Raw genomic sequence first — 20,023 nt, 5'->3', positions numbered from 1 at the left:
GAAGTCAAGAGGGCTTACGATATGAAGGTGGTTGGCTCCGATCTGGGCTACTTCTTCAATGGCATCGTTGCCTGATAAGACAATAGGGTGGGGCTATAGTGGTCCCACCCACTTCAAAGGAACAGTGATATGACCCGGCACACTCCTTTCCAGTATGACCGACCTACCTTCGTAAGAGTTCCCTTCAAAGCTGCTGGACGTATGCTTAAGCAGGGGGAAGAGTTCAAGTGGAAGGAACAGGCTGGTCTGGACACTGATAAGGCCCACCGCCTCTACCTGCAAGGCTTCATCCACCACAATGACGAACGTGAGGGTGAGATGCAGGTCGGCGATGGACTTGAGCAACTTGACCTGGATCAACTTCACTCACTGGTGAGTACGATCAACAAGAAGGTCAAGGAGAAAACCAAGACTGATGCGGACTTCAACCGCAGACGCTGCAAGAAATCCAAGATTATTGACAAGCAGCGGGGTTTGATCCGCTCTTGGCGTAGAAACTTCGGACATATGGAATAACATCACATGACTTGGAGTTACGACCCTACCGACCTGGATAACGACACCGCAAGTGGTCGGATTAATGTCGTAAGGCTCCTTGTCGGTGACACAGATACCAATGACCAGCAGGTTCAGGACGAGGAAATTACCTTTGCCCTGACCCAGACCTCCAACAACACCTACAACGCTGCATCCTACATCGCCGCTAATATTGCAGCCAAGTATGCTCGTAAGGTGACTGTTGAACTGGATGGTGCCCTCCGTGGTGAATACGGGGAACTCTACCGGCACTACCAGAAACTAGCCAGCCAACTCCGTCAAGACTCTCAGCGTTACAACGGGGCCTCCCTCGGCCTTGCTGTCGGCGGCGTCTCTATCGCCACTATTGAGGCTGTCAGGGCCAATACTGATCGTGTTAAACCGTCTTTCCGTAGGGACCGCTTCCGTTACCCCGGTAAAGTCGAAGATTTTGATACGTCCTACGACTGATGACCACATTCAACCCCGCTGACCTGAAATACCTGATCGACATTCATGGGCAGACGGTGACGTTTACCCGAGTTGTCAAAGGTGCCTATAACCCCTCTACGGGTACCACATCGGGTGACACAACCACGAACTACACTGTCAAGGTGTATTTCTACGACTACAAACTAGCCGAAGTAGACGGAACCAATATCCAGATGGGTGATCGCAAGGTCGTGTTCCCTCTGGTAGATACTTCCGGTAACACCCTTCCCGAACCCCAAGAGAACGATAAGATTACGGGTATCGGTGACGGTGTAACGATTGTCAGCCACTCCAAGATATACTCAAGCACTCCCGTATGCTACCTATGCCAAGTCCGAGAATAGAGTTTGGTAGGGTAGAGGGTGATTGGTCTGACAAGGAAGTATATGTAATAGGTGGTGGCCCATCCCTGAAGGACTTCGATTTTACCAGGTTGAAGGGCTACACCATCGGTGCCAACAGGACAGCTTTCGTAGCGAATACAGATGCTTTGGTCAGTGTGGACCGAGTATTCATAACAAGGGCTGCGGAAGATATGAAGGGGTATGCTGGCCGCCTCTTCCTATGTGTAAAGAATCCTGACGGCTGTATTCCCCTAGAGGGAGCAACTTACCTTCGCTACGACCCAAGTGAAGGTCTTTCAGATAACCCCGAATATCTGATAGGTCTTAACTCTGGACACTGCGCCCTCAACGTAGCCTACCTCCTGAACGCCAAGTCAATTTCCCTCCTAGGGTTTGACATGAAGATGGATGGTAGCACTAAGCACTTCCACGGTGGTTACAGTTGGGCTGGTGGCGCAGGAAATTACATGCCTTGGGCAAAGAGATTTGGCAGGGCTGCAACGCAACTGAAAAACAAGGGCGTCCAGGTTATCAATTATGTCGGCCCTAATGGTTCTGGCCTGACTTGCTTTCCTACCCGACCGCTTGAGGAACTACAATGACCGACATTTACGAAGCCAACGGCTGTAAGTTCTACGCTCAGGATGATATGATTATCCGATGGGAGCGTAAATACAACCGGAAGTTTGAGCAGGTTACGACTGAATGGTTGTGGAGTCACCTTGATGGAACTTTTGTTGACGTTGGTGCTGCTACTGGTTGGTTCCTCATTCCTGCTGCAAAGCGTGGTTTCAAGGCGGTTGGCTTCGACCCGAACCAAGCGGTGTTCAACAGGCTCCAGCAGAACATCGAACTGAATGGTGTGGATGCCGAGGTTCACAACGTAGCTGTGTCGGCAAGATCCGGTAAGACGACCTTCTGGTATAACCCAAAGGTTCCCCTGACTTCCGGTGGTTCCATTGAGATTGCCACTTGCCATGCACCCCGTCAGTATGAGGTTGATACCGTAACTCTTGACGACATGGTTACTGAGGCTTCGGTTGTCAAGATCGATGTAGAGGGGCACGAGATGAGTGTCCTGTCAGGTGCCAAGAACCTGATAGCCAATAGTCGCCCTGCCCTCATCCTTGAGGCGAACACTGAGGCTCACAAGAAGTCTCTCGTTCACTGGATGGAAAAGAACGAATACGTCTACTCCGAGGCAGACGAAAGAAACCTCCTGTGCCTTCCTATCTAAGAGATGGATATTACAGTTGTTACAGTTCTTAAATCTGGTGGGATTTACCTTCCTGAGCATGTGCACAGACTCAAGGCTCAAGTGGGCCTGCATCAACCAAGGGCCAGATTCGTATGTCTTAGTGATCTTGCTCTAGACTGCGAGACCATCCCACTCAAGCACAATTACGCTGGTTGGTGGGCAAAGATCGAACTGTTCCGCCCCGGCCTTTTCTCTGGTCATGTCGTCTACCTGGACCTTGATACAGACGTAGTTGGTAGCCTTGATCCACTGGTCAGAGACAACTTCACGATGCTCTCCGACTTCTACAAGCCAGCCCAACCCGCTTCTGGTGTAATGGCTTGGTCAGGTGATGCCCCTGAGAATGTCTATGACGTGTTCAAGGGCGATCCCCAAGACTGGATGAACCGCTACAAGACTGCTGCTCGTTGGGGCGACCAAGGGTTCATAAGGGACTTCTGCAACTGCCCCATACAGAGGTTTGGACCCGAGGTGTGTTCCTACAAGGTTCATGTCGTAAGGGGTAAGGGTATTCCCGCTGGTGCCAGTGTGGTTGCCTATCACGGTAAACCTAAGCCTTGGGAAGTCTGATGTTTAGAGTTGTTACGGACAAAACCGGAATAGACAACAAGGCAGAGAGACTAAAGGCTGCCCTAGAGAACTTCCAGTCTGATGTTCTTGTTGGCGGTGCCAGGGAAGTAGCTAAGTGGTCGCCTGTGGATACAGGGGCTTACATGGACAGTCACAACGTTGAATCTGGAATAGTTGGCTCGATGCCCGGTATTAGCAGCGAAGGTAGGCCCAGGTTCCAAGACAAGTCGTCTTACGAAATGGCTGCCGTGGCGCGCATGGAACAGCAGGTTGAGGCAATGGAAGATAAATCCATCGCCACGATCTACAATAACGCTGAACATGCCCAAGATGTTGAATACCGTTGGGGTTACGAACCTTACACGGCTACTTACCGAGAGATGACCCGTATCGTGGATGAAGCGAGGAACAAGAACTTCAAATGAGCATCTACGATGACATCAGGGGTGCGTTTGAAAAGAGGTTGTCTGAGACTTCCAATCTCCCCACTCAAATTGCTTGGGAGAACGTAACCTTCAGGCCCTCGACTAACACGGCTTACATGCAGCCCCGCATGATCTTCACTAGCCGCAGACCAGCAGTTCGTTTCTCTGACCCTCAGAATCGCTACTTGGGTGTTTTCCAGGTGCTGATCTACGTTCCCGAGAATGCTGGTCCATCCGCCGCTGATGATTATGCGGACACCCTCATATCTGCATTTGATGCGACGACTGACATCAGTTTTACAAACGCATCCGCAGAAACAATCATCGTATCCGTTGACTACGCCGAACGGGAAAACGGGATCGCAATTCCTAACTGGTATTACGTTCCTGTTAACATCGGCTGGTATATCTACTCGCAATAGGAGAACTAAATGGCTTTTGCACAGGGTTCCCGTTCCGGCCTGTCCTACATCACTGAGGTGACTTTCGGCACTACTCCGGCTGGCAACTTTACGCCCCTCCCCATCAATACCCACAGTATCAACCTGACCAAAGACCGGGTTGCTGGTAATGAAATCCGCCCTGACCGTATCCCTCGTGTGGATCGTCACGGCAACCGCCAGATTGGTGGTGACATTGTAGGTGACCTTCGCCAAGGCGCTTGGGATGACTTCATTGCCGCCGCTATGCTTTCTGACTGGGCATCTGACGACACTATTGGTGTTGGGACTACCCCGAAGTTCTTCTCTATTGAAGATGCCTTCAATGACGTAGCCCAGTATCGCCTGTTCACCGGCTGCACCGTTAGCACCCTGAACATCTCTGTCGCACCAAACCAGATGGTGACTTCTACCTTCGGTATTGTGGGTAAGGATCTGACGATCAGTGGCACTGGCAAGACCCTCAACACCCTGACGACCACTCAACCGTTTGATGCCTACAGCGGCGACCTGTTCCTTCAGGATGCTGGCTCGACCAACTCCGCTGTTACCAGTATCACTTCGATTGACTTCACCATCAACAACTCTTTCAACCCGACCTTTGTTATTGGTGACGACAGCACCCCGCAGCTTGAGTATGGACGTGCTGAGGTTGAAGGGACTATCACTGCTTACTTCGAGGATGCCAGCCTAGCTAACCGCTTCCTCAACGAGACGGAATCTGAACTGGAGTTCTCGGTCAACGATCCGACCGGACTTAGCCCCTACACCTTCACATTCCCTCGTATCAAGATCAACGGCTCTGATGTGCCGCTTGAGAACCCACAGTCCCGTGTAATCACGATCCCGTTTGTCGCCCTCTTTGACTCGACCCTTGGGACCAACCTCCAGATTACACGGACCTCGTAACCCTCCTTGTGAGGTAGGGCGGGGGTTACTGTCGGGTGTGGCTCCCGCCCATTTCTTAAAGCACCCGACAATTCTCATAGGATACCCGACATGACTGACCTTTCCAAACTGAAGCCTGAGAAAGATACTGTAGAAGTCCTTATCAAGCACCCCATTACGGACGAGGATCTGCTGAACGACGATGGCACTCAAATGACCATCACCGTTTATCTGCCTCACTCCAAGGAGTTCAAGGAGGCCAGCTACGAGGTTCAGAACCGCCGGCTGAAGGCAGTCCAGAAGAACCGTGGCAAAGTGGATCTTGACGCAGAGAAACTGGACCGTGAGGCTCTTGAACTTGAGGCTAAGACCATCGCCGCATGGGACATTACCTACGGTGGTAAGAAGCCTAAGTTGAGCCTGGAGGCTGCAAAAGAGGTTCTTTCGGATCTTCCTTGGCTTCGTGACCAAATTGCGGAGGCTGTTGCGAACGCACAGGTTTTTACGAAGGTCTGATCGACAGGCTATTGTCTTACGCCGAACATGAGTTCGAGTTGAGCAAGCCCGATCAGAGCGGTATTACCTTACGAGAACATTTAGAGCAGGTAGAAAAGCAGACCAGAAAGACGCCGAAGGAATTAATGGGACCAGAGTTCCCTTCCGAAGTGTCCCACATCTGGTCTGCTTTTATTTTGCTCAACCAGTCCCGAACAGCAGGACTGAACGGACCGAACCCGATAACATACGAACAGATCAAGGCGTGGAAGGAATTGACCGAAACACCAATCTCGGCATGGGAAATAGAAGCCATACGAAAGTTGGATACGGTCTTTTTAAGGGTTCTAAATGGCTGACCTAAAGATCACAGTTGATAGCACGGAAGTAAAGACAGCACAAGACCGTATAACCCGGCTTCAGGCTACGCTTTCCCGTGCAGGGTCAACTTATGCAACCGCTGCCCGTTCCACGCAAAGTTATTCTGCCGCAGCATCTTCCGCCGCGAACAGTATCCAAAGGCAGGCAGTCCAAACCCAACGCCTTAACACTGTAACGAACCAATATGTCACGGGTGTTAATAGGGCCACACTTCAAACCAAGAGGTTTGGTGCCGCTGGACTACAGCAGGTAGGCTACCAGGTTGGTGACTTTGCAGTTCAGATACAGGGTGGGACCAATGCTCTAGTGGCTTTGGGCCAGCAGGGTTCCCAGCTTCTTGGTATCTTTGGTGCTTGGGGTGCTGTTGCGGGTGCGGGTCTTGCTATTGGAACCGCGCTTGCGAATACCTTCCTGTCGCTGGGGATGGGTGCAGATGACGCCACTAAAAGCGTAGACAAACTGAGCGAGTCCACCGACAGACTCAGGGGGTTCAATGACCTTGCTAGGTCCTCTGCTGAAGATTTGCGTATGGAGTATGGTAGGACCGCAGATGAACTTGAGAGGCTTATCGGGCTTCAGCAGCGTCAAGGAACCAGGCAGGTTGAAGTTACGCGCCGATCTTCCGTAGAAAACTTGGCTGGCGAAATCGGTGGTCTTGTGGCAGATGTTGAGCGTCAGATTGAGATTATTGAGATTGCAGAGAAGAACATCCTCGAATACGGTAATTCTTCTGAAGCAGCCTACATCCAACTTAGGGTAGCCGCCAGAGATTCGGCAAACATCGCTAGGCAGGTTCTGGATGACCTTGCAAAGCAGATGGACACCAACTCTGAAACTTTGGTCGATCTGATTGCCAAGTATCGTCAGTTTGAAGAAGCATCTACTCTAGAGGAAACAGAGAAGGCAGCACTTGATCTTGCAGAGGCTCTGGAGTCTATTGACGCTATCAAGTTTGACTCCATCATCTCTGCGCTTAATAGCCTGACTGACACCGCGATCCAAGCGGCCAATGAGGTTAACAAGGCAAGCACAGCAAACGCAATTCGAGTTAGTGGAACTCGTGGTCGTGGTGAAGCCGGTCCTGGTGGACCTCTAGCTGGTAGTGCAGACGCCCAGTTACTTGCCCAACTTGGGTATGTGCCCTCTGGAGATGAGCCCGAAACCACCCCTTCCCGTAGGGGTAGGTCTGGTAGTGCGGCTAAGGTAAAGGATCTTCGCGAGGAATACGAGAGGTTGATGGGGGCACTTGACCCCCTCTATGCGGCCAATCAAAAGTATCTTGAACAAGAGAAGTTTCTTGGTGAAGCCCTAGCCGCCGGTAAGATCAACGCGACTGAGTATTCCACTGCACTTGGCCTTGTCACAGAGCAATTCCAGAAGGCAACCGCTGGACCTATCCAGCAGTATCGTGCCGAACTGGAACGCCTGCAAGACTTTGACGCCACGATTGCAGAAGGTGCCAAGAGCCTACAGTCTGCCTTTGCTGACTTCCTGTTTGACCCGTTCGAGAGTGGCGTTCAAGGGATGGTTCTCCAGTTCGCTGATGCTATCCGTAGGATGATGGCTGAGGCTATTGCTGCTCGTGCTGTCAATGCCCTGTTGGGTGCCTTTGGTCTTGGTGGCCCGACTGCCATACCTGGTATCACCCCGAACGCCAATGGCAATGCTTTCATGGGCGGTAACGTGATCCCCTTCGCTAATGGTGGTGTAGTGAGTAGCCCCGTTATGTTCCCGATGGCTAAGGGCATGGGTCTTATGGGTGAGGCTGGGCCTGAAGCCATTATGCCCCTCACTCGTGGGTCTGATGGTAAACTTGGCGTCAAGTCCAATGGAAACCAGCAGCAGGGAACCAGTGTCGCAGTGGTTATCGTTGATGATGAGCGTGACGCAGAGAAGTACAAGAATGACCCGAGATACCAGCAGGTTGAGGTAAAGCGTCTCAAGAAGCTTGGTGTCGCCTTTAACGGCTGAGGATATTTAATTGCCTGAAGTCTGGCCCTTCTTCCCAGAGGAACCTGTCCGAGAGTCATTGGTGTTCAACACTGATGTCCTTCGGGCTGGTGCAAAGGAGCAGAGGATTGCGCTTAGGGAGAACCCCGTGCAGTCCTTTGACTACTCACATTTGCTCTACGACAATCAGATTGGTAGGGCTGATGGACTTCTGCGTTCCAATGCTGGTGGAGAGTGGTATGTCCCTGTGTGGCATGAGGCTGAACTGGTGGGTAACATTGCCTCTGCCGCTACCTCTATCTCTGTGGACACTACCATAGCGGATTACAGGGCCTTGGGTAAGGCTATCGTATGGGAAGATGACGAGACTTACGCACTGGTAGATATTACCACTGTAGGGGCCTCGTCCATCACCCTGAGTGGTGCTGTTGGCACGGATCTTGTCAATGCCTACTGTGCACCTGTCAGGACTGGCTTCAACAGGACGCAGCCCACTATCAGCCCGTTCCAGCGGAACCTGGCCCGTGGTGGTATCTCCTTTGAGATTGTTGACCAGACAGATCTTGCCTCTGCTGTCTATGACTCCTACGAGAGCCTTCGGGTTGTGACAACTCCTTTCCTTGCACAAGAGAACCCCAACTCCATAGGCAAGGCCCAGGTTTTCTACGGTAATGCCTATGGCAAGGTGGTCGCAGTTAACGAGTATGACTATGACGAAGTGACCAACAACATCAACTTCTTCGATGGAACCCGCAGCGCCCTCTGGACCCGCAGGCAGTTCTACCATGCCCACAAGGGTAGGCAGAAAGCCTTCTGGTTGCCCACGTTCAAGAGGGACTTGGACCTTGTAGAGTCAGCAGGCTCTGGTGATCCGGTTATTGTCGTGACGACAGTTGGTGATCCTACAACCCTGTATATTGGTAGGCACATAGGGGTGTTCCTGAGGGACGGAACCCGTATCTACCGTGAGATTACAGGCGTCACCAATGGGGATGACCCCGGCACCAAGGACATACAGATCACTGCCCTTGGCGTCGCTGTAGCCCCTGCTGATGTTCTCTACATCTGCTTTGTCAACAAGGTTCGTTCCAACACCGACACAATCACATTTGAGCATCGACTAAACGGATACTCAATTCATTCACTCTCTACGATTGAGGTTCCCGATTGACCTACAATGCACAAGAAGATAGCGTAGCAGACGGACAACCGCTATACCTATACACCTTTGCTCGTAATGGTGTGTCCACTGTTTACCTTGCAGCCTCTCAGAATGACGAAGTGTATGGTGGCAATACCTACCTTGCATCTGAGATTAACCACAGCAACATCAAGACCAGCCGTAACCTGGAGCGTCAGGAACTTGAGGTTACTGTAGCAAGGACTAATACCCAAGTCTCCACGATGGAAGCTGAAGGTTCTGCTCGTGTATCCCTTACCATCTCTCGTGTCCACAGGACCGATGGGACTGATGAACTTGCTGTCGTCTGGAAAGGCATTGTCCAGCAGGTTCGCAGGAATGGTGACGATAAGGTTTTTGTCTGCAACAGCATCATGTCGGACCTTACCCGTCAGACCCTCCACGCACGGGCACAGAGAACCTGTAGGTGGGTCCATTACGGTGATGGTTGTGGTCTTACACTAGCGGACTTCCAAGACCCTTACACGGCCTCTGCAACGTCTGGTAACACTGTTACTCTGACTACCACACCAGCAGCCCCAACAAGCCTGTCCTACGACTCTGGCATCCTTACCTTCAATGGTGAGAACCGGACCATCGACAGTGTGAGTGGGACTACAGTGACCCTTCTGGAACCCTTCGAGGCTCTGGCGGATGCAATTACCGCCGGTGGTAACCAAGCCATCACACTAGCACCTGGTTGCACGCTGAACCAAACCTCCTGTGCTGCCTTTGGCAACTTGGACAACTTTGGTGGGTTTCCATACTTCCCCAACATTGGTGCATTTGACGGTAGGAGCATCGTCTAATGAACATATGGGTCCAGTTGGCTATCTATGCCGCTACCCTTCTCATCAGCATCCTACTACGCCCCAAGCCTCAGGCCCCGCAGAGGACCAAGTTTGAGGACTTGCAGATACCTAATTCCTCTGAGGGTAGGGCGCTAAAGGTGGTGTTTGGGACAGTTGAGCGAAAGGATTGTTCTGTCGTGTGGTGGGATGATCTGGACCTAGTGGCAATCAAGGCTAAAGGTGGCAAGAAGTGATAATCTACCGATCAGACTTATACGACGACAAAGGGAGGCTCTGTTCTAAAGGTGCCCGACTCTGGTTCAAGCGTTATGGTCTGGATTGGGTTGACTTCTGCCAGAACGGAATTGACGCTCAGACCCTGCTAGACACAGGCGACAGTGAAGCAATAAAGGTAGTGAACAGGAAGTATGGGAAAGAGTAGTTCACAAACTATTGGCTACAAGCACTTCCTTGATGTCCATGCAGTAATGTGTGAGGGCGTCATTGACAAGATATTTGACCTTCGGGTTGATGACCGTCAGGCTTGGATTAACGATTCTGTAGTCACTACCTTCACTGTAGATGCAACGGAACTCTTCGGTGGTGAGGACCGTGAGGGTGGTGTTTCTGGTGCTGTGGACGTTCTTGATGGACTTCCCTCCCAGACGCCTAATGCCTTCCTTGTAGCCAACCAGGATGCCAATAGCCCTGCCTACAGGGGTGTCTCCAGCCTTGTGTTCAAGGACTTCTACTGGGGCAACAACCCCTACCTGAAGCCTTGGTCTGTTACTATTCAGCGCATTGATTACCAGTCTGACGGAACTGTTCAGTGGTATACCGACAAATCTAAGATCATCAGTGACAGCATCCCCAACGACATTGGGACTGTGTTTGTCGACAGTGGTATTGGTCCGTTCTCCACGGAGCCCTCTGTTGCAGGTAACAACGTAATCCTTGGTGAGCGCGGGGTTGATGGTGAATATACATCCCCCTTGACGTGGTTCCGTTTTGACGCTGACATCCAGCGGTCCTTTACTGTTCCCCAGAACATCACTGTAAATGGTCAAACCGTTGCCTTGGATACTGGTGAAGATGGGTTCATGATCCGTCCTGAGCAGGTCTTTGGGGGTGGAACAGCAGTCTTTGGTGTCGTGCCTCAGAACTACGTTCCTCTACCCTACGAGGCCCTCGAGTTCAGGATGGTCTGTGACCTAGCGCAGACAGAACAATCCTCTGGGTTTGGGGCGCAGATAGACTACTGGCAAACGTCTGGTGGGTCCAGAACCAACTTCATAAACGTACCTGTCAATTCAAACGGCTATGACTGGACGACCTATGACTCGGACTGGATACCACTAAATGCCTCTCTGGCAAACCCAAGGTTCCGTATCCTGTTTGCGGGCGGTGAACTAGCGTTCATTAAAGATGTAAGGATTCAACTCCGGTTTACAACTGGGGATAGAACAGACCCTATCATCTACGACATGAACCCTGCCCACATCATTCGTGAGGTTATCACCAATGACAGGTGGGGGCTTGGTTTTCCTGAAGCGGATGTAGACGACACCAGTTTCACTGAAGCTGCTGATACCTTGTTCTCTGAGTTCTTTGGTTTGTCCGGTGAGTGGTCGCCTGATGAGAGTGACCCCCTGCAACTCATCAACAGGGTCCAGGAGCATATCGGTGCTGAAGTCTATGTAGATAGGTCTGATGGCAAGTTCCATATGCGTCTCATCAGGGATGACTATGGTTCTGGTGACATCACGTATTTCACTGACGATGACATTATCTCTATGGAGATACAGAAAGAACGTCGTCATGAGATACCCAACTACATCACCCTTGAGTATACCGACAGGAAGGGCCGTAAGAAGGCCACCCTGACGGAGACTAACCCCGCATCTATCAGGGATGTTGGTAAGGTTATCTCCACCACTATTGATGCCACCTGGATACACAAGGTATCCCTAGCCAGCCGTGTTCTTCACTCCAACGTCAGGTCCATGACTGTTCCCAAGTGGAAGGGAACCGCAGTCCTGACCCGTAAGGCATCCCGACTAAACCCCGGCGATGTTATTTCCTTCACTTCAACCGACTATGGGTTGAACGGTGAAGTCATGCGGGTTCTCGACATTGATGTTGGTGACGGTGAGAACAACCAGGTTACTGTTATCTTCGTGCAGGACGTATTCTCCCTTGGGGAGACTGCTGTCATTGATCCAGATGCCAGACCGACTGATCCCCTCAGAAGGACTGCTCTCGATAGCCCCGCAAGGATCGTTCAGGAGACACCTTACTACGAGATTGTCAGGCAGGTTGGCGACACTGAGGCTGACAGCCTGTTGGCGGATGACCCTACTGTTGGCTACCTGCAAGTGGCTGCTGGCTCCCCCGGTAATGGTCACACTGGTGCCCGTATCTATGTGGATGACAAGGCCACAAGCCCTGTCGAGTACACACAGCAGGAGTTCCTTGACTTTGCCCCATATGCGGTCCTGTCGGCTGCTGTAGGTAAAGATCCCACCGAGACAACCTTGACTTTCAGTTCCCAACGGAGGGTGTCTGAGGTTGTCGCTGGAACACTTGCACAGATCGGTGATGAGATTGTCCGTGTGGATAGTGTCTCTGAGTCTGGGGCCACTATTGGTCGTGGGGCACTGGACACTGTTCCCACTGAACATGCAGCGGGTGAGTATATCATCTTCTGGCAGGACTATGCTGTGTCCAGCACAGAGGAGTACAACGCCAGCGAAGAACTTGACGTAAAGATCAGGACCAGGACTGGAACGGACCAGCTTGCCCTCGCAAGTGCTACCACAGAGAATATCGTCTTTGCCAACCGGGCTATCAGACCTTATCCCGCAAATGACTTGAAGTGGGAAACTCTGTATGAACCAACAGATACTATCTTTGATGGGTCCGAACTCACTTGGGTTGGCAGGAACCGACTGACCCAGACTACCTCCAACATTGTAGACTATGATGACGCTACAATCACCGAGGAAGCGGGTACAACCTACCGTCTGGATTACTATTCCATCATTGACGGTGTGGTTGGTGGTTCTCCTTACAACACCGAAAGTTCAGTCTCTACTCCGAAATCACTGTCTTCCGCGACATACACAAGTGGCATCCCTGCTGACACTGACACAATCAGGCTGCAAGTAACTGCTGTCAGGGATGGATACGATAGCTGGACCTCCCCCTATGTTGATGTGCCTTACGTTGATTGGCGTATCACTGAGGACGGAGAGGTTCGTCTGACGGAAGATGGTATAATCAGAATTACCGAGGGTTAATATGGGCGTTAAAATCTCTGACCTGCTGGGTCAATCTCCTTCACTTGAAGTCACTACACCGACTGGCGATGAACTCTTTGAGATTTCAGAGCCGCAAGGGACATCTCCTGAAACCTATGTCACTAAGGTTATCAGGCAGAGCAACCTTGGCTCCAGTTCTACCGTAGGCCATACGGATGAGACAGCCAACTTCACCCTTGCACTGGATGATGCTTCTCAGATCAAGTATGTCAGTATTACTGGCTCACCGCTGGCTGACATCACTTGCACCATCCCAACCAATGCTTCTGTCGCATTTCCCGTGGGAACGATCATTAACTTTGTCTTGGAGGACAATGGTGGGGCCAGCCCTGCTAACAAGTTGATCATAACTGGTGACACAGGTGTAACAGTCAATGGTACGTCTGCTGGCTCTGTGAACGTGGAAGGCAACTACACGGCTGTCTCTGCACACAAGAAGGCCACTGATGAATGGGTTATCGTTGGGGGTATCTCGTGAGCATATTCCTTCACAGGAGTGGGCTTCTTAGGGGTGCTGGTGATTTTGTCCCACCGGCTTTTGATCCTGTTAGCCTTTTTGGCGGCGGTGAGTTTGGGGGGCTGTATGACCCGAGTGACCTGTCAACGCTCTGGCAGGACACGGCAGCGACAACCCCTGTGACTGCCGATGGGCAGGTTGTTCGCCGCATGGACGATCTAAGCGGCAACGCCAACCATATGACTGAGGCCACCAACCCGCCGGTCTACAAGACGAACGGGACGCTGCACTGGCTTCTGTTCGATGGCTCCAATGACCGCCTGTCAACTAGCCCAGGCTCGACAAAGGTATTCAGTTCCAGTGGTGGCAGCCTTTTTGTCGGGTATGAGATAACAGAAAACAATACACTCAACTCCGCCATCGCTGAGGCCAGTGAAACAACTAACTTCGTCAGGATAAATATAGCCGGTGACACCAGAACCACTCCGAACCGGTTTTCTATTTACAACCCCTCTGGCCTCAATGAAACCCTTGACTACTCAGCAAAGCAAGACCCCGATACAAGAACGGCGATAATAACCGCTGGCAGCACGACAGCCTCCGGCTACAAAGACGGGACCCTGATTGACAGCGGGACAGCCCGTGGCGGGATCTCCACAAACGTCAGGATTTGGCTGTTCTATGAACCATCCCCGGCCAGCTACATGACAGGCAAGTTCTACGGTGGCGGGGCAATCGACAGAGAGTTGACCAGCACCGAGATTTCTAACCTGACCACTTGGATGCAAGGTAAGGCTGGACTATAGTAATCTAGATGAGATGAAACAAGATTGGTTTCCCGACTGGTCTAAAGAATCTGTTGTTATTGCAGCTTCAGGGCCAAGCCAAAACAAAACAGATATAGAAGCCTTCAGGGGAACCCACAAGGTAGTGGTCATCAACGACACCTACCAGTTGGCCCCTTGGGCTGATGTTCTGTATGCTTGCGACAAGAGGTGGTGGGACACTAAAGGACCAGCACCAGAAGCCTTCACGGGCATGAGGATCATAGGCATCGATGAACACCCCGGTTGCCACACAATTCATGTGGACCGGACCAGGAACCTCATATTCTCTGGGGATGCTGTGGGTTCCGGTGGCAATAGTGGGTTCCAAGCAATCAACCTGATGGTCATGTGGGGCGTCAAGAACATCGTCCTGCTTGGCTTTGACTACAAAGATCCCGGCAATCACTGGTTTGGTAGGCACCCCCAAGGTATGTATCAATCCAGACCCTCCACGATCAAGTGGTGGATTACTTGCATGGACAAGGCAGCAGGGATACTCAGGAGAAAAGGCGTAGAGGTTATCAACTGCACAAGGGACACGGACCTGATGTGCTTCAAGAGGATGACCGTTGAAGAATATCTAGACAGCGTGGGGGCGCTTGAAAGGAGGACGTGATGAGGGTTATCCCCTCTAACTTCGAGAAGGATTGGAATGGTTGGGCTGCTAACCAATCTGGTCATATTGCCCTCGGCATGTTTTTTGCTGCCGTAGCCTGCATGGCATACCTTGCGGTGTTTGGTGAGTTCCCTGTCCGTGGACCCGTCTGGTTCTCTATCCTGGTGGCCTATCTCTACTTTGAGACTTCACACCAAAGGTGGCAAGGGGCAGACACCATAGAGGATACAGTGTTTGTCGCTGGCTATGGTGCTGGCGGTGTCCTATACACCTTCAAGGAAGTCAACATAGGCACAGGAGACATAATTGGAAACCTGTGGTCTGCAATGCCATTTTTGATATTGGCTTCGATTCATTTCATTGTTGGCATATGGATAAGGTATCGGAATGAGCAAGCCGACTGAATTTTGGATTGCTCTGGTTGTGGGTGCGTTGGTCGTGATTGAGCGTAACAGAGAAAAGCCCCTTATCACCAGAATTATCATCGCAGTAATCTCAGCCGGGCTAGGTTATACCTTGTCTGCGGATGCTGCTGACCACTTCGGTCGGTCTGAGACGTTCTGGGCAGTCGTTATCACCTCTTTCGGACATCTTGTCTTTGACTTGATTGCTTCGATCTTCTCTGACCGGGAGTTCATAATCGAGTCAATAAGGGGATTTCTGGGGAGAAAGAAATGACATCCCCACCGGCAACAACCAGAACCATTAAAAGGCACCTGAGAGATCCGGTCAACATACTGCTCATACTCATTACGATATGGGCTATGTGGTCGTCTGAGAATAAGACCTGCGACACAAAGGTTGAGGCTGACACGGAAACCTGTGCATACCTCAAGGATGGGATTGAATGATTATCAACCAGGCAACAGTCGATCTGGTCAAGAGGTTTGAGGGGTTACGTCTGGAGGCCTACCAAGACTCTGTAGGTGTGTGGACCATTGGTTATGGCACCACTGCTATGGCTGGGCTTGGGATTACCCCTCGCGCCGGTATGACCATCACGGAGGCTCAGGCAGAGGAATACCTACGCCTTGGCCTTGAGAAGTTTGCCGATGAGATACGCCCCCATATCCATGCCCCCATCAACGAGAACCAGTTTGGGGCGTTCGTATCCCTATCCTACAACATTGGTTCCCCTGCTTTCATCCAATCCTCTGCCCTGAGGTTCTTTAATGCCGGTGAGACTGATAAAGCTGGTGAGGCTATGCTGTGGTGGAACAAGGCTAAGGGAAAGACCTTAAGGGGTTTGGTTCTACGCAGGGAGGCTGAGTTGGAACTGTTCAGAACTCCTGTGGTTGAGCCTGAGAAAGACAGCAAGAGCATATGGGAGTTGATCGTGAACTTCCTCGTTACAGTCCTGAATGGAGGTCGTAGTGGAAAGACTTAAAGACCCGAAGGTTCAAGGTGCGTTCAGACACCTTATGACTTCACTAGGCCCCCTGCTGGCTGCAAGAGGCGTTGTAGAGGACATCTACTGGCAGATGGTAGTTGGTTTGGTCATGGCTGTTGTGGGCTTCTGGGCCTCCTGGACAGCCCCTGAGAAGGGTGACAAATGACGTGGCTAATGAGGATTCTTGTTGGTTCAACCGTTGGTCGCATTGTGGCAATTGCTTTGGCTGCTGGCTTGACTTTGTTTGGAACGATCCAGTATATTCGGTGGGATACCGAAAGGCGTATGCAGGAGCGTATCGACCAGCTGGAGACGGAGATACAAGATTACATAGACACAAGGAGACGCATCAATGAGGGTGCAGACTCTATCCCTGATGACCCTGATGCTGCTCGTGAGTGGTTGCGGGATCGGCAGTCCAAGTAAGGATGCCTTATGTGACGGACTACAACCCCTATCAGACAGACATGCAGACGCACTTCTGGAAGATGGTGGACCAGTATCAACCGTCACTGGTGCCAGGCTCATAGCGGGTCTTGACAAAGGTTGCCAATAAAGAAGCCCCCAAGGAGAAATCCAAGGGGGCTTTTCTTATAGGTAACTGCCATATCAATTAAACTGAAACAGCCATTGCACCAGTTCAGTTTTGTATTCATTCGCAGCCCCGTATTCTCGGTCACAAAACATGCGGAGTACTTCTTCCACACCATGTTCTGTGGTTGACCACTGGCCCTCCAACCCGTAACAAGAGCAGTGGCTCCCCTCCACAACAGAAAAGGTTTCCCCATCTTCCGATATAATAACTACAGCATCCCCCTCATAACCTCCATTGTCATATGCCGCAAACACGTAGGTAGGTTCTGGAGAGGGGGTTAACTCAAACTCATTGGTTACGCCACCGCCATACCGATCCTCTGTGGCCCACGCAGTAAATCCACCTAGGTAGACCTTTATCATATCATGACCCTCAACTTTCCATAGGAATGTCAGCACAGATGTGTCCATGTAGGTAGCCTCCTAGTGGAAGCCTTACATCACCATACCTGACTGCTTCCTCATACAGACGGTAGGCACGTTCACACTCTGAACTTTCTCTGTAAGGTGCTGAACCAAAGATCAAGGCACAACCATCAAGAGTGCCTGGTGTGTTAGGGCCGAAGCCACATGCGATAATGATTAGTGCTAACATCAAGCGTCCCTCATTGTCTCAATCAACCTGCCCAGATACCACTGAGCCTTCTGCAAGTCCTCCACCCCATTCTTGTATCGGAACCTGTGCATATACTTGGCGATATTCCCACGAAGGTATCCGATGTATTCCTCTCTGGTCAGGAAATCCTCGATATACTCGATTGCCTCGATCTTACCCGATCCGTAGTGGATTGGTTTGTTGACGGGATCATATCCCTGGTTATCTTTGCCGGGATGGTGCAGGTCGTCTAAATATATACATCCAACTTGAAGGACACCATCAGGATAGACAATAGTAATAGTCCCATCTTCAAAGACTTGTTTAACTTGGCCCTCCACACCCTTATATTCCAGCAATATAGTTTGTGGCGATCTTGAGACGACCCGATCACCAACCTTAAATTTAGACATATAGTATCCTCCAAATGGAACCCACCCCGGTATTAACTAGGGTGGGTTTTTGTTTATGTCAAGTCTACCACTTCACAAACATCACCGGAGCAGGCATAAGATTGCATACCCACAGTGGTATCCTCTTTCTCATAGTCTGCCAGTTTGGTCCAGTCAATCCGCTCAGGCATACGGGATACCCATTCGTCATACTCTTCCTTGGTAATCTCCTGGTATGGAGCCTGCTGATAGGTATGATCCGAGTGGGGTAGGAAGGATACCCCCGACATCTCATCGAAGTGCTTGTAGACGAAGGCCCCCACTTCCATCCACTCATGGTCCCTTACGGTGACAGTCACAGATGGTTTATGCTCACACCAATGACGTTGGTAAGTCAGCCACAGTTCAAGTTGCTCAACGGCTGTCATGTCATTACGGGTTACTGCCCCCTCTGGACTGCGCTGAGGGAAGGAGAACACAGTAGTCGTCTGTGGCTTCATCACACAGGGTTCACTAGGAATACCTACATCCTTCATGAACTGGGTCAGAGGGTCTTTGTTATCACCACGGACGGTCCTGATGTAATACTCACTATGACGCGCATGGATACCGCTGGCAGAGTCCACAAGCTGTGAGACGGTCCCAGAGGGCTTCACACAGGTGATAGCAGCAGACGCGGGGATACCAAGTTTCTCAGCCCACTCCTTGTTTGTGGCAACAGCAATCTCTTTCAGATCCTCCAGAATATCTTCTGTCGCTTGGCTAGTGACGACATTATCCATGATACCAGTCAGCGACACACCAAGCAGACGCTCTTCCTCAGTGTTCTTCTTCCACACCTTACGCAGATAGGGGAAGTGAGTGTAGGTCGATTGGATCGTCCCGAGGATCGTAGCAAGCCTCACCTTCTCCTTCAGCGTCTCAGGGGTATCAGTAGCGCGAACCACAACCTCAGTGAGATTGCAGAACTGGTAGGGCCGCAGGATAATTTCGCTACAGGGGTTTGTGCCAAATTCCCACTCAGGGTCACGACGACCATTCTTAGCGGCCTGCTTCTTACTGGCTACACGATTGAAGATACCCCGCTCACCACTCTTGCTTTCCACCAGAGCAGTCCACTCACGAAGGAAAGTCTCCATGTCGGGCTTCTCAGTGTAGCAGGTAGAGTTGTTGGACAGTGCCCGCTGTGGGTTATTCTCCCACCACTGACCACTCTTGGCATGTCTCATCCTATCATCAGAGAGGTTGCTGAGGCTAATCATAGCGGATCTACGGACACCCCCTACGACAACCACCTCCCCGATCTTGCACATGATGTCATGGCACTCAATAGAGGACAACTTACGTCCCTTGGCATTGACAAAGATGTTAACTACGAAGTTGAACAGTTCCACGAGTGGACCAGGACCAGAGGCACGACCACCAAAGGTCTTAAGTTTGGCACCAGCAGGGCGAACCTTGGACACGTCCCACTTGGGGATTTCCCCACTGTAGAGCAGTGCGATCAGTTGGCGTAGGGACTTAGCCCACCCCTCCTTACTGTCCTTCACCATGATGGTAGTGTCGCTCTTGAACATCTGCTCAGGAACTTCAGGAAGCTTCTGGACAAACTGACGCTCGACAGAGAAGCCCACTCCAGTCCCGCACAAAAGGATGAACATAGCCTCATCGAAGGACTTAGGGTCATCCACAGGAAGGTAGGAGCAGTTGTAGGCACAGGTGTTGTCACGCTCAAGAGCAGGCCCAGCGGTCATCATGGCTCGCATGGAGGGCATGACTTCCAGACTGAGGATTGCACCTTCAATATCTGCTACAGACAACCCGCCTGTATCTTCAAAGGAAAGGCCCTCAGTTTTAGGCATCACAACATTTTCAATGTATCGGCCAACAGTCTCAGCCCAAGTCTCACGCCGTTGTTCGTCATCCAGCCATCGGGCATACCTGCTGGTAGCAATAAAGTTTTGGTAGTCAGTAGGAAGGTAGTTGTTCATTCTTGTTCTTTCTTATACTAGGTCACTCAGGTCAGGTTTACGGTAGGTATCAGCCTTTAGCACCTTACCATCTTCACGTTTGATAGGTCCATTAGGACCAATCTTACTCAT

The 20,023-nt window shown here is 51.2% G+C and carries 24 protein-coding genes; 21 read left to right on the top strand and 3 right to left on the bottom strand.

From position 1 onward, the window contains the following. The first annotated feature begins 129 nt into the window (after positions 1–129). The 21 genes from V6D20_25390 to V6D20_25290 all read left to right on the top strand — a co-directional run bounded on the left by V6D20_25390 (position 130) and on the right by V6D20_25290 (position 16,337). A complete protein-coding gene (locus tag V6D20_25390) occupies positions 130–516 on the top strand; it encodes a hypothetical protein (GenBank protein ID HEY9819117.1) in 387 nt (128 codons plus the stop codon). A 6-nt stretch (positions 517–522) separates the two neighbouring features. Next, positions 523–987: a hypothetical protein gene (locus V6D20_25385; protein HEY9819116.1), complete on the top strand. Its 465-nt coding sequence runs from the start codon at positions 523–525 to the stop codon at positions 985–987. After that, on the top strand, positions 987–1,352 hold the full coding sequence (locus tag V6D20_25380) for a hypothetical protein (GenBank protein ID HEY9819115.1): 366 nt from the start codon (positions 987–989) through the stop codon (positions 1,350–1,352). The genes V6D20_25385 and V6D20_25380 overlap by 1 nt, the downstream gene beginning before the upstream one ends. Further along, the gene (locus tag V6D20_25375; GenBank protein ID HEY9819114.1) at positions 1,334–1,954 is read left to right on the top strand and encodes a hypothetical protein; all 621 of its coding nucleotides are present in this window, start codon (positions 1,334–1,336) and stop codon (positions 1,952–1,954) included. The genes V6D20_25380 and V6D20_25375 overlap by 19 nt, the downstream gene beginning before the upstream one ends. Beyond that, entirely contained in the window at positions 1,951–2,589 is a 639-nt protein-coding gene (locus V6D20_25370) for an FkbM family methyltransferase (GenBank protein ID HEY9819113.1), read from the top strand. Before V6D20_25375 ends, V6D20_25370 begins: the two co-directional genes overlap by 4 nt. Before the next feature lie 3 nt (positions 2,590–2,592). Further along, positions 2,593–3,180, top strand: coding sequence for a hypothetical protein (locus V6D20_25365; GenBank protein HEY9819112.1), 588 nt, complete (start codon positions 2,593–2,595; stop codon positions 3,178–3,180). Then, positions 3,168–3,605 carry a hypothetical protein gene (locus tag V6D20_25360; GenBank protein HEY9819111.1) on the top strand — a complete coding sequence of 146 codons (438 nt, stop codon included), beginning with the start codon at positions 3,168–3,170 and terminating at the stop codon, positions 3,603–3,605. Before V6D20_25365 ends, V6D20_25360 begins: the two co-directional genes overlap by 13 nt. Then, positions 3,602–4,027, top strand: coding sequence for a phage tail terminator-like protein (locus tag V6D20_25355; protein ID HEY9819110.1), 426 nt, complete (start codon positions 3,602–3,604; stop codon positions 4,025–4,027). The genes V6D20_25360 and V6D20_25355 overlap by 4 nt, the downstream gene beginning before the upstream one ends. Positions 4,028–4,036: 9 nt before the next feature. Then, complete coding sequence (locus tag V6D20_25350) at positions 4,037–4,954, top strand: phage tail tube protein (protein HEY9819109.1); 918 nt, start codon at positions 4,037–4,039, stop codon at positions 4,952–4,954. A 90-nt stretch (positions 4,955–5,044) separates the two neighbouring features. After that, positions 5,045–5,449: a hypothetical protein gene (locus V6D20_25345; protein ID HEY9819108.1), complete on the top strand. Its 405-nt coding sequence runs from the start codon at positions 5,045–5,047 to the stop codon at positions 5,447–5,449. A 38-nt stretch (positions 5,450–5,487) separates the two neighbouring features. Beyond that, a complete protein-coding gene (locus V6D20_25340; GenBank protein HEY9819107.1) occupies positions 5,488–5,787 on the top strand; it encodes a hypothetical protein in 300 nt (99 codons plus the stop codon). Continuing rightward, positions 5,780–7,780, top strand: a complete 2,001-nt coding sequence (locus tag V6D20_25335) for a hypothetical protein (protein ID HEY9819106.1) — start codon at positions 5,780–5,782, stop codon at positions 7,778–7,780. Before V6D20_25340 ends, V6D20_25335 begins: the two co-directional genes overlap by 8 nt. 61 nt (positions 7,781–7,841) lie before the next feature. Next, positions 7,842–8,930, top strand: a complete 1,089-nt coding sequence (locus tag V6D20_25330) for a hypothetical protein (protein HEY9819105.1) — start codon at positions 7,842–7,844, stop codon at positions 8,928–8,930. After that, entirely contained in the window at positions 8,927–9,748 is an 822-nt protein-coding gene (locus tag V6D20_25325) for a phage BR0599 family protein (protein HEY9819104.1), read from the top strand. The genes V6D20_25330 and V6D20_25325 overlap by 4 nt, the downstream gene beginning before the upstream one ends. Before the next feature lie 410 nt (positions 9,749–10,158). Continuing rightward, positions 10,159–13,029: a phage tail protein gene (locus tag V6D20_25320; protein ID HEY9819103.1), complete on the top strand. Its 2,871-nt coding sequence runs from the start codon at positions 10,159–10,161 to the stop codon at positions 13,027–13,029. Position 13,030: 1 nt separating this feature from the next. Further along, the gene (locus V6D20_25315; protein ID HEY9819102.1) at positions 13,031–13,528 is read left to right on the top strand and encodes a hypothetical protein; all 498 of its coding nucleotides are present in this window, start codon (positions 13,031–13,033) and stop codon (positions 13,526–13,528) included. Then, complete coding sequence (locus V6D20_25310) at positions 13,525–14,313, top strand: hypothetical protein (protein HEY9819101.1); 789 nt, start codon at positions 13,525–13,527, stop codon at positions 14,311–14,313. The genes V6D20_25315 and V6D20_25310 overlap by 4 nt, the downstream gene beginning before the upstream one ends. Before the next feature lie 13 nt (positions 14,314–14,326). After that, positions 14,327–14,950, top strand: a complete 624-nt coding sequence (locus V6D20_25305; protein HEY9819100.1) for a hypothetical protein — start codon at positions 14,327–14,329, stop codon at positions 14,948–14,950. Beyond that, complete coding sequence (locus V6D20_25300) at positions 14,950–15,354, top strand: hypothetical protein (GenBank protein HEY9819099.1); 405 nt, start codon at positions 14,950–14,952, stop codon at positions 15,352–15,354. Before V6D20_25305 ends, V6D20_25300 begins: the two co-directional genes overlap by 1 nt. Further along, positions 15,338–15,628, top strand: a complete 291-nt coding sequence (locus V6D20_25295) for a hypothetical protein (GenBank protein HEY9819098.1) — start codon at positions 15,338–15,340, stop codon at positions 15,626–15,628. Before V6D20_25300 ends, V6D20_25295 begins: the two co-directional genes overlap by 17 nt. 169 nt (positions 15,629–15,797) lie before the next feature. After that, entirely contained in the window at positions 15,798–16,337 is a 540-nt protein-coding gene (locus V6D20_25290; GenBank protein ID HEY9819097.1) for a lysozyme, read from the top strand. 612 nt (positions 16,338–16,949) lie between these two features. Here V6D20_25290 and V6D20_25285 read toward each other — a convergent pair. The 3 genes from V6D20_25285 to V6D20_25275 all read right to left on the bottom strand — a co-directional run bounded on the left by V6D20_25285 (position 16,950) and on the right by V6D20_25275 (position 19,678). Further along, positions 16,950–17,345: a hypothetical protein gene (locus tag V6D20_25285; GenBank protein ID HEY9819096.1), complete on the bottom strand. Its 396-nt coding sequence runs from the start codon at positions 17,343–17,345 to the stop codon at positions 16,950–16,952. Between the two features lie 183 nt (positions 17,346–17,528). Further along, positions 17,529–17,942: a DUF3310 domain-containing protein gene (locus V6D20_25280; GenBank protein ID HEY9819095.1), complete on the bottom strand. Its 414-nt coding sequence runs from the start codon at positions 17,940–17,942 to the stop codon at positions 17,529–17,531. A 53-nt stretch (positions 17,943–17,995) separates the two neighbouring features. Beyond that, positions 17,996–19,678, bottom strand: a complete 1,683-nt coding sequence (locus tag V6D20_25275; protein HEY9819094.1) for a hypothetical protein — start codon at positions 19,676–19,678, stop codon at positions 17,996–17,998. Positions 19,679–20,023 lie beyond the last annotated feature (345 nt).

The organism is Candidatus Obscuribacterales bacterium, from assembly GCA_036703605.1.
Lineage (GTDB): Bacteria > Cyanobacteriota > Cyanobacteriia > RECH01 > RECH01 > RECH01.
The sequence above is the reverse complement of the archived record's forward strand: the minus strand, read 5'-3'. Positions and strand labels throughout refer to the sequence as shown.

Excerpts from the sequence above, each read along its gene's own strand:
- V6D20_25380 (HEY9819115.1), top strand. The coding sequence starts at position 987 with ATGACCACATTCAACCCCGCTGACCTGAAATACCTGATCGACATTCAT.
- V6D20_25315 (HEY9819102.1), top strand. The coding sequence starts at position 13,031 with ATGGGCGTTAAAATCTCTGACCTGCTGGGTCAATCTCCTTCACTTGAA.
- V6D20_25355 (HEY9819110.1), top strand. The coding sequence starts at position 3,602 with ATGAGCATCTACGATGACATCAGGGGTGCGTTTGAAAAGAGGTTGTCT.
- V6D20_25385 (HEY9819116.1), top strand. The coding sequence starts at position 523 with ATGACTTGGAGTTACGACCCTACCGACCTGGATAACGACACCGCAAGT.
- V6D20_25365 (HEY9819112.1), top strand. The coding sequence starts at position 2,593 with ATGGATATTACAGTTGTTACAGTTCTTAAATCTGGTGGGATTTACCTT.
- V6D20_25390 (HEY9819117.1), top strand. The coding sequence starts at position 130 with ATGACCCGGCACACTCCTTTCCAGTATGACCGACCTACCTTCGTAAGA.
- V6D20_25290 (HEY9819097.1), top strand. The coding sequence starts at position 15,798 with ATGATTATCAACCAGGCAACAGTCGATCTGGTCAAGAGGTTTGAGGGG.
- V6D20_25370 (HEY9819113.1), top strand. The coding sequence starts at position 1,951 with ATGACCGACATTTACGAAGCCAACGGCTGTAAGTTCTACGCTCAGGAT.
- V6D20_25280 (HEY9819095.1), bottom strand. The coding sequence starts at position 17,942 with ATGTCTAAATTTAAGGTTGGTGATCGGGTCGTCTCAAGATCGCCACAA.
- V6D20_25295 (HEY9819098.1), top strand. The coding sequence starts at position 15,338 with ATGAGCAAGCCGACTGAATTTTGGATTGCTCTGGTTGTGGGTGCGTTG.
- V6D20_25320 (HEY9819103.1), top strand. The coding sequence starts at position 10,159 with ATGGGAAAGAGTAGTTCACAAACTATTGGCTACAAGCACTTCCTTGAT.
- V6D20_25275 (HEY9819094.1), bottom strand. The coding sequence starts at position 19,678 with ATGATGACCGCTGGGCCTGCTCTTGAGCGTGACAACACCTGTGCCTAC.
- V6D20_25285 (HEY9819096.1), bottom strand. The coding sequence starts at position 17,345 with ATGGACACATCTGTGCTGACATTCCTATGGAAAGTTGAGGGTCATGAT.
- V6D20_25335 (HEY9819106.1), top strand. The coding sequence starts at position 5,780 with ATGGCTGACCTAAAGATCACAGTTGATAGCACGGAAGTAAAGACAGCA.
- V6D20_25350 (HEY9819109.1), top strand. The coding sequence starts at position 4,037 with ATGGCTTTTGCACAGGGTTCCCGTTCCGGCCTGTCCTACATCACTGAG.
- V6D20_25375 (HEY9819114.1), top strand. The coding sequence starts at position 1,334 with ATGCCAAGTCCGAGAATAGAGTTTGGTAGGGTAGAGGGTGATTGGTCT.
- V6D20_25345 (HEY9819108.1), top strand. The coding sequence starts at position 5,045 with ATGACTGACCTTTCCAAACTGAAGCCTGAGAAAGATACTGTAGAAGTC.
- V6D20_25300 (HEY9819099.1), top strand. The coding sequence starts at position 14,950 with ATGAGGGTTATCCCCTCTAACTTCGAGAAGGATTGGAATGGTTGGGCT.
- V6D20_25305 (HEY9819100.1), top strand. The coding sequence starts at position 14,327 with ATGAAACAAGATTGGTTTCCCGACTGGTCTAAAGAATCTGTTGTTATT.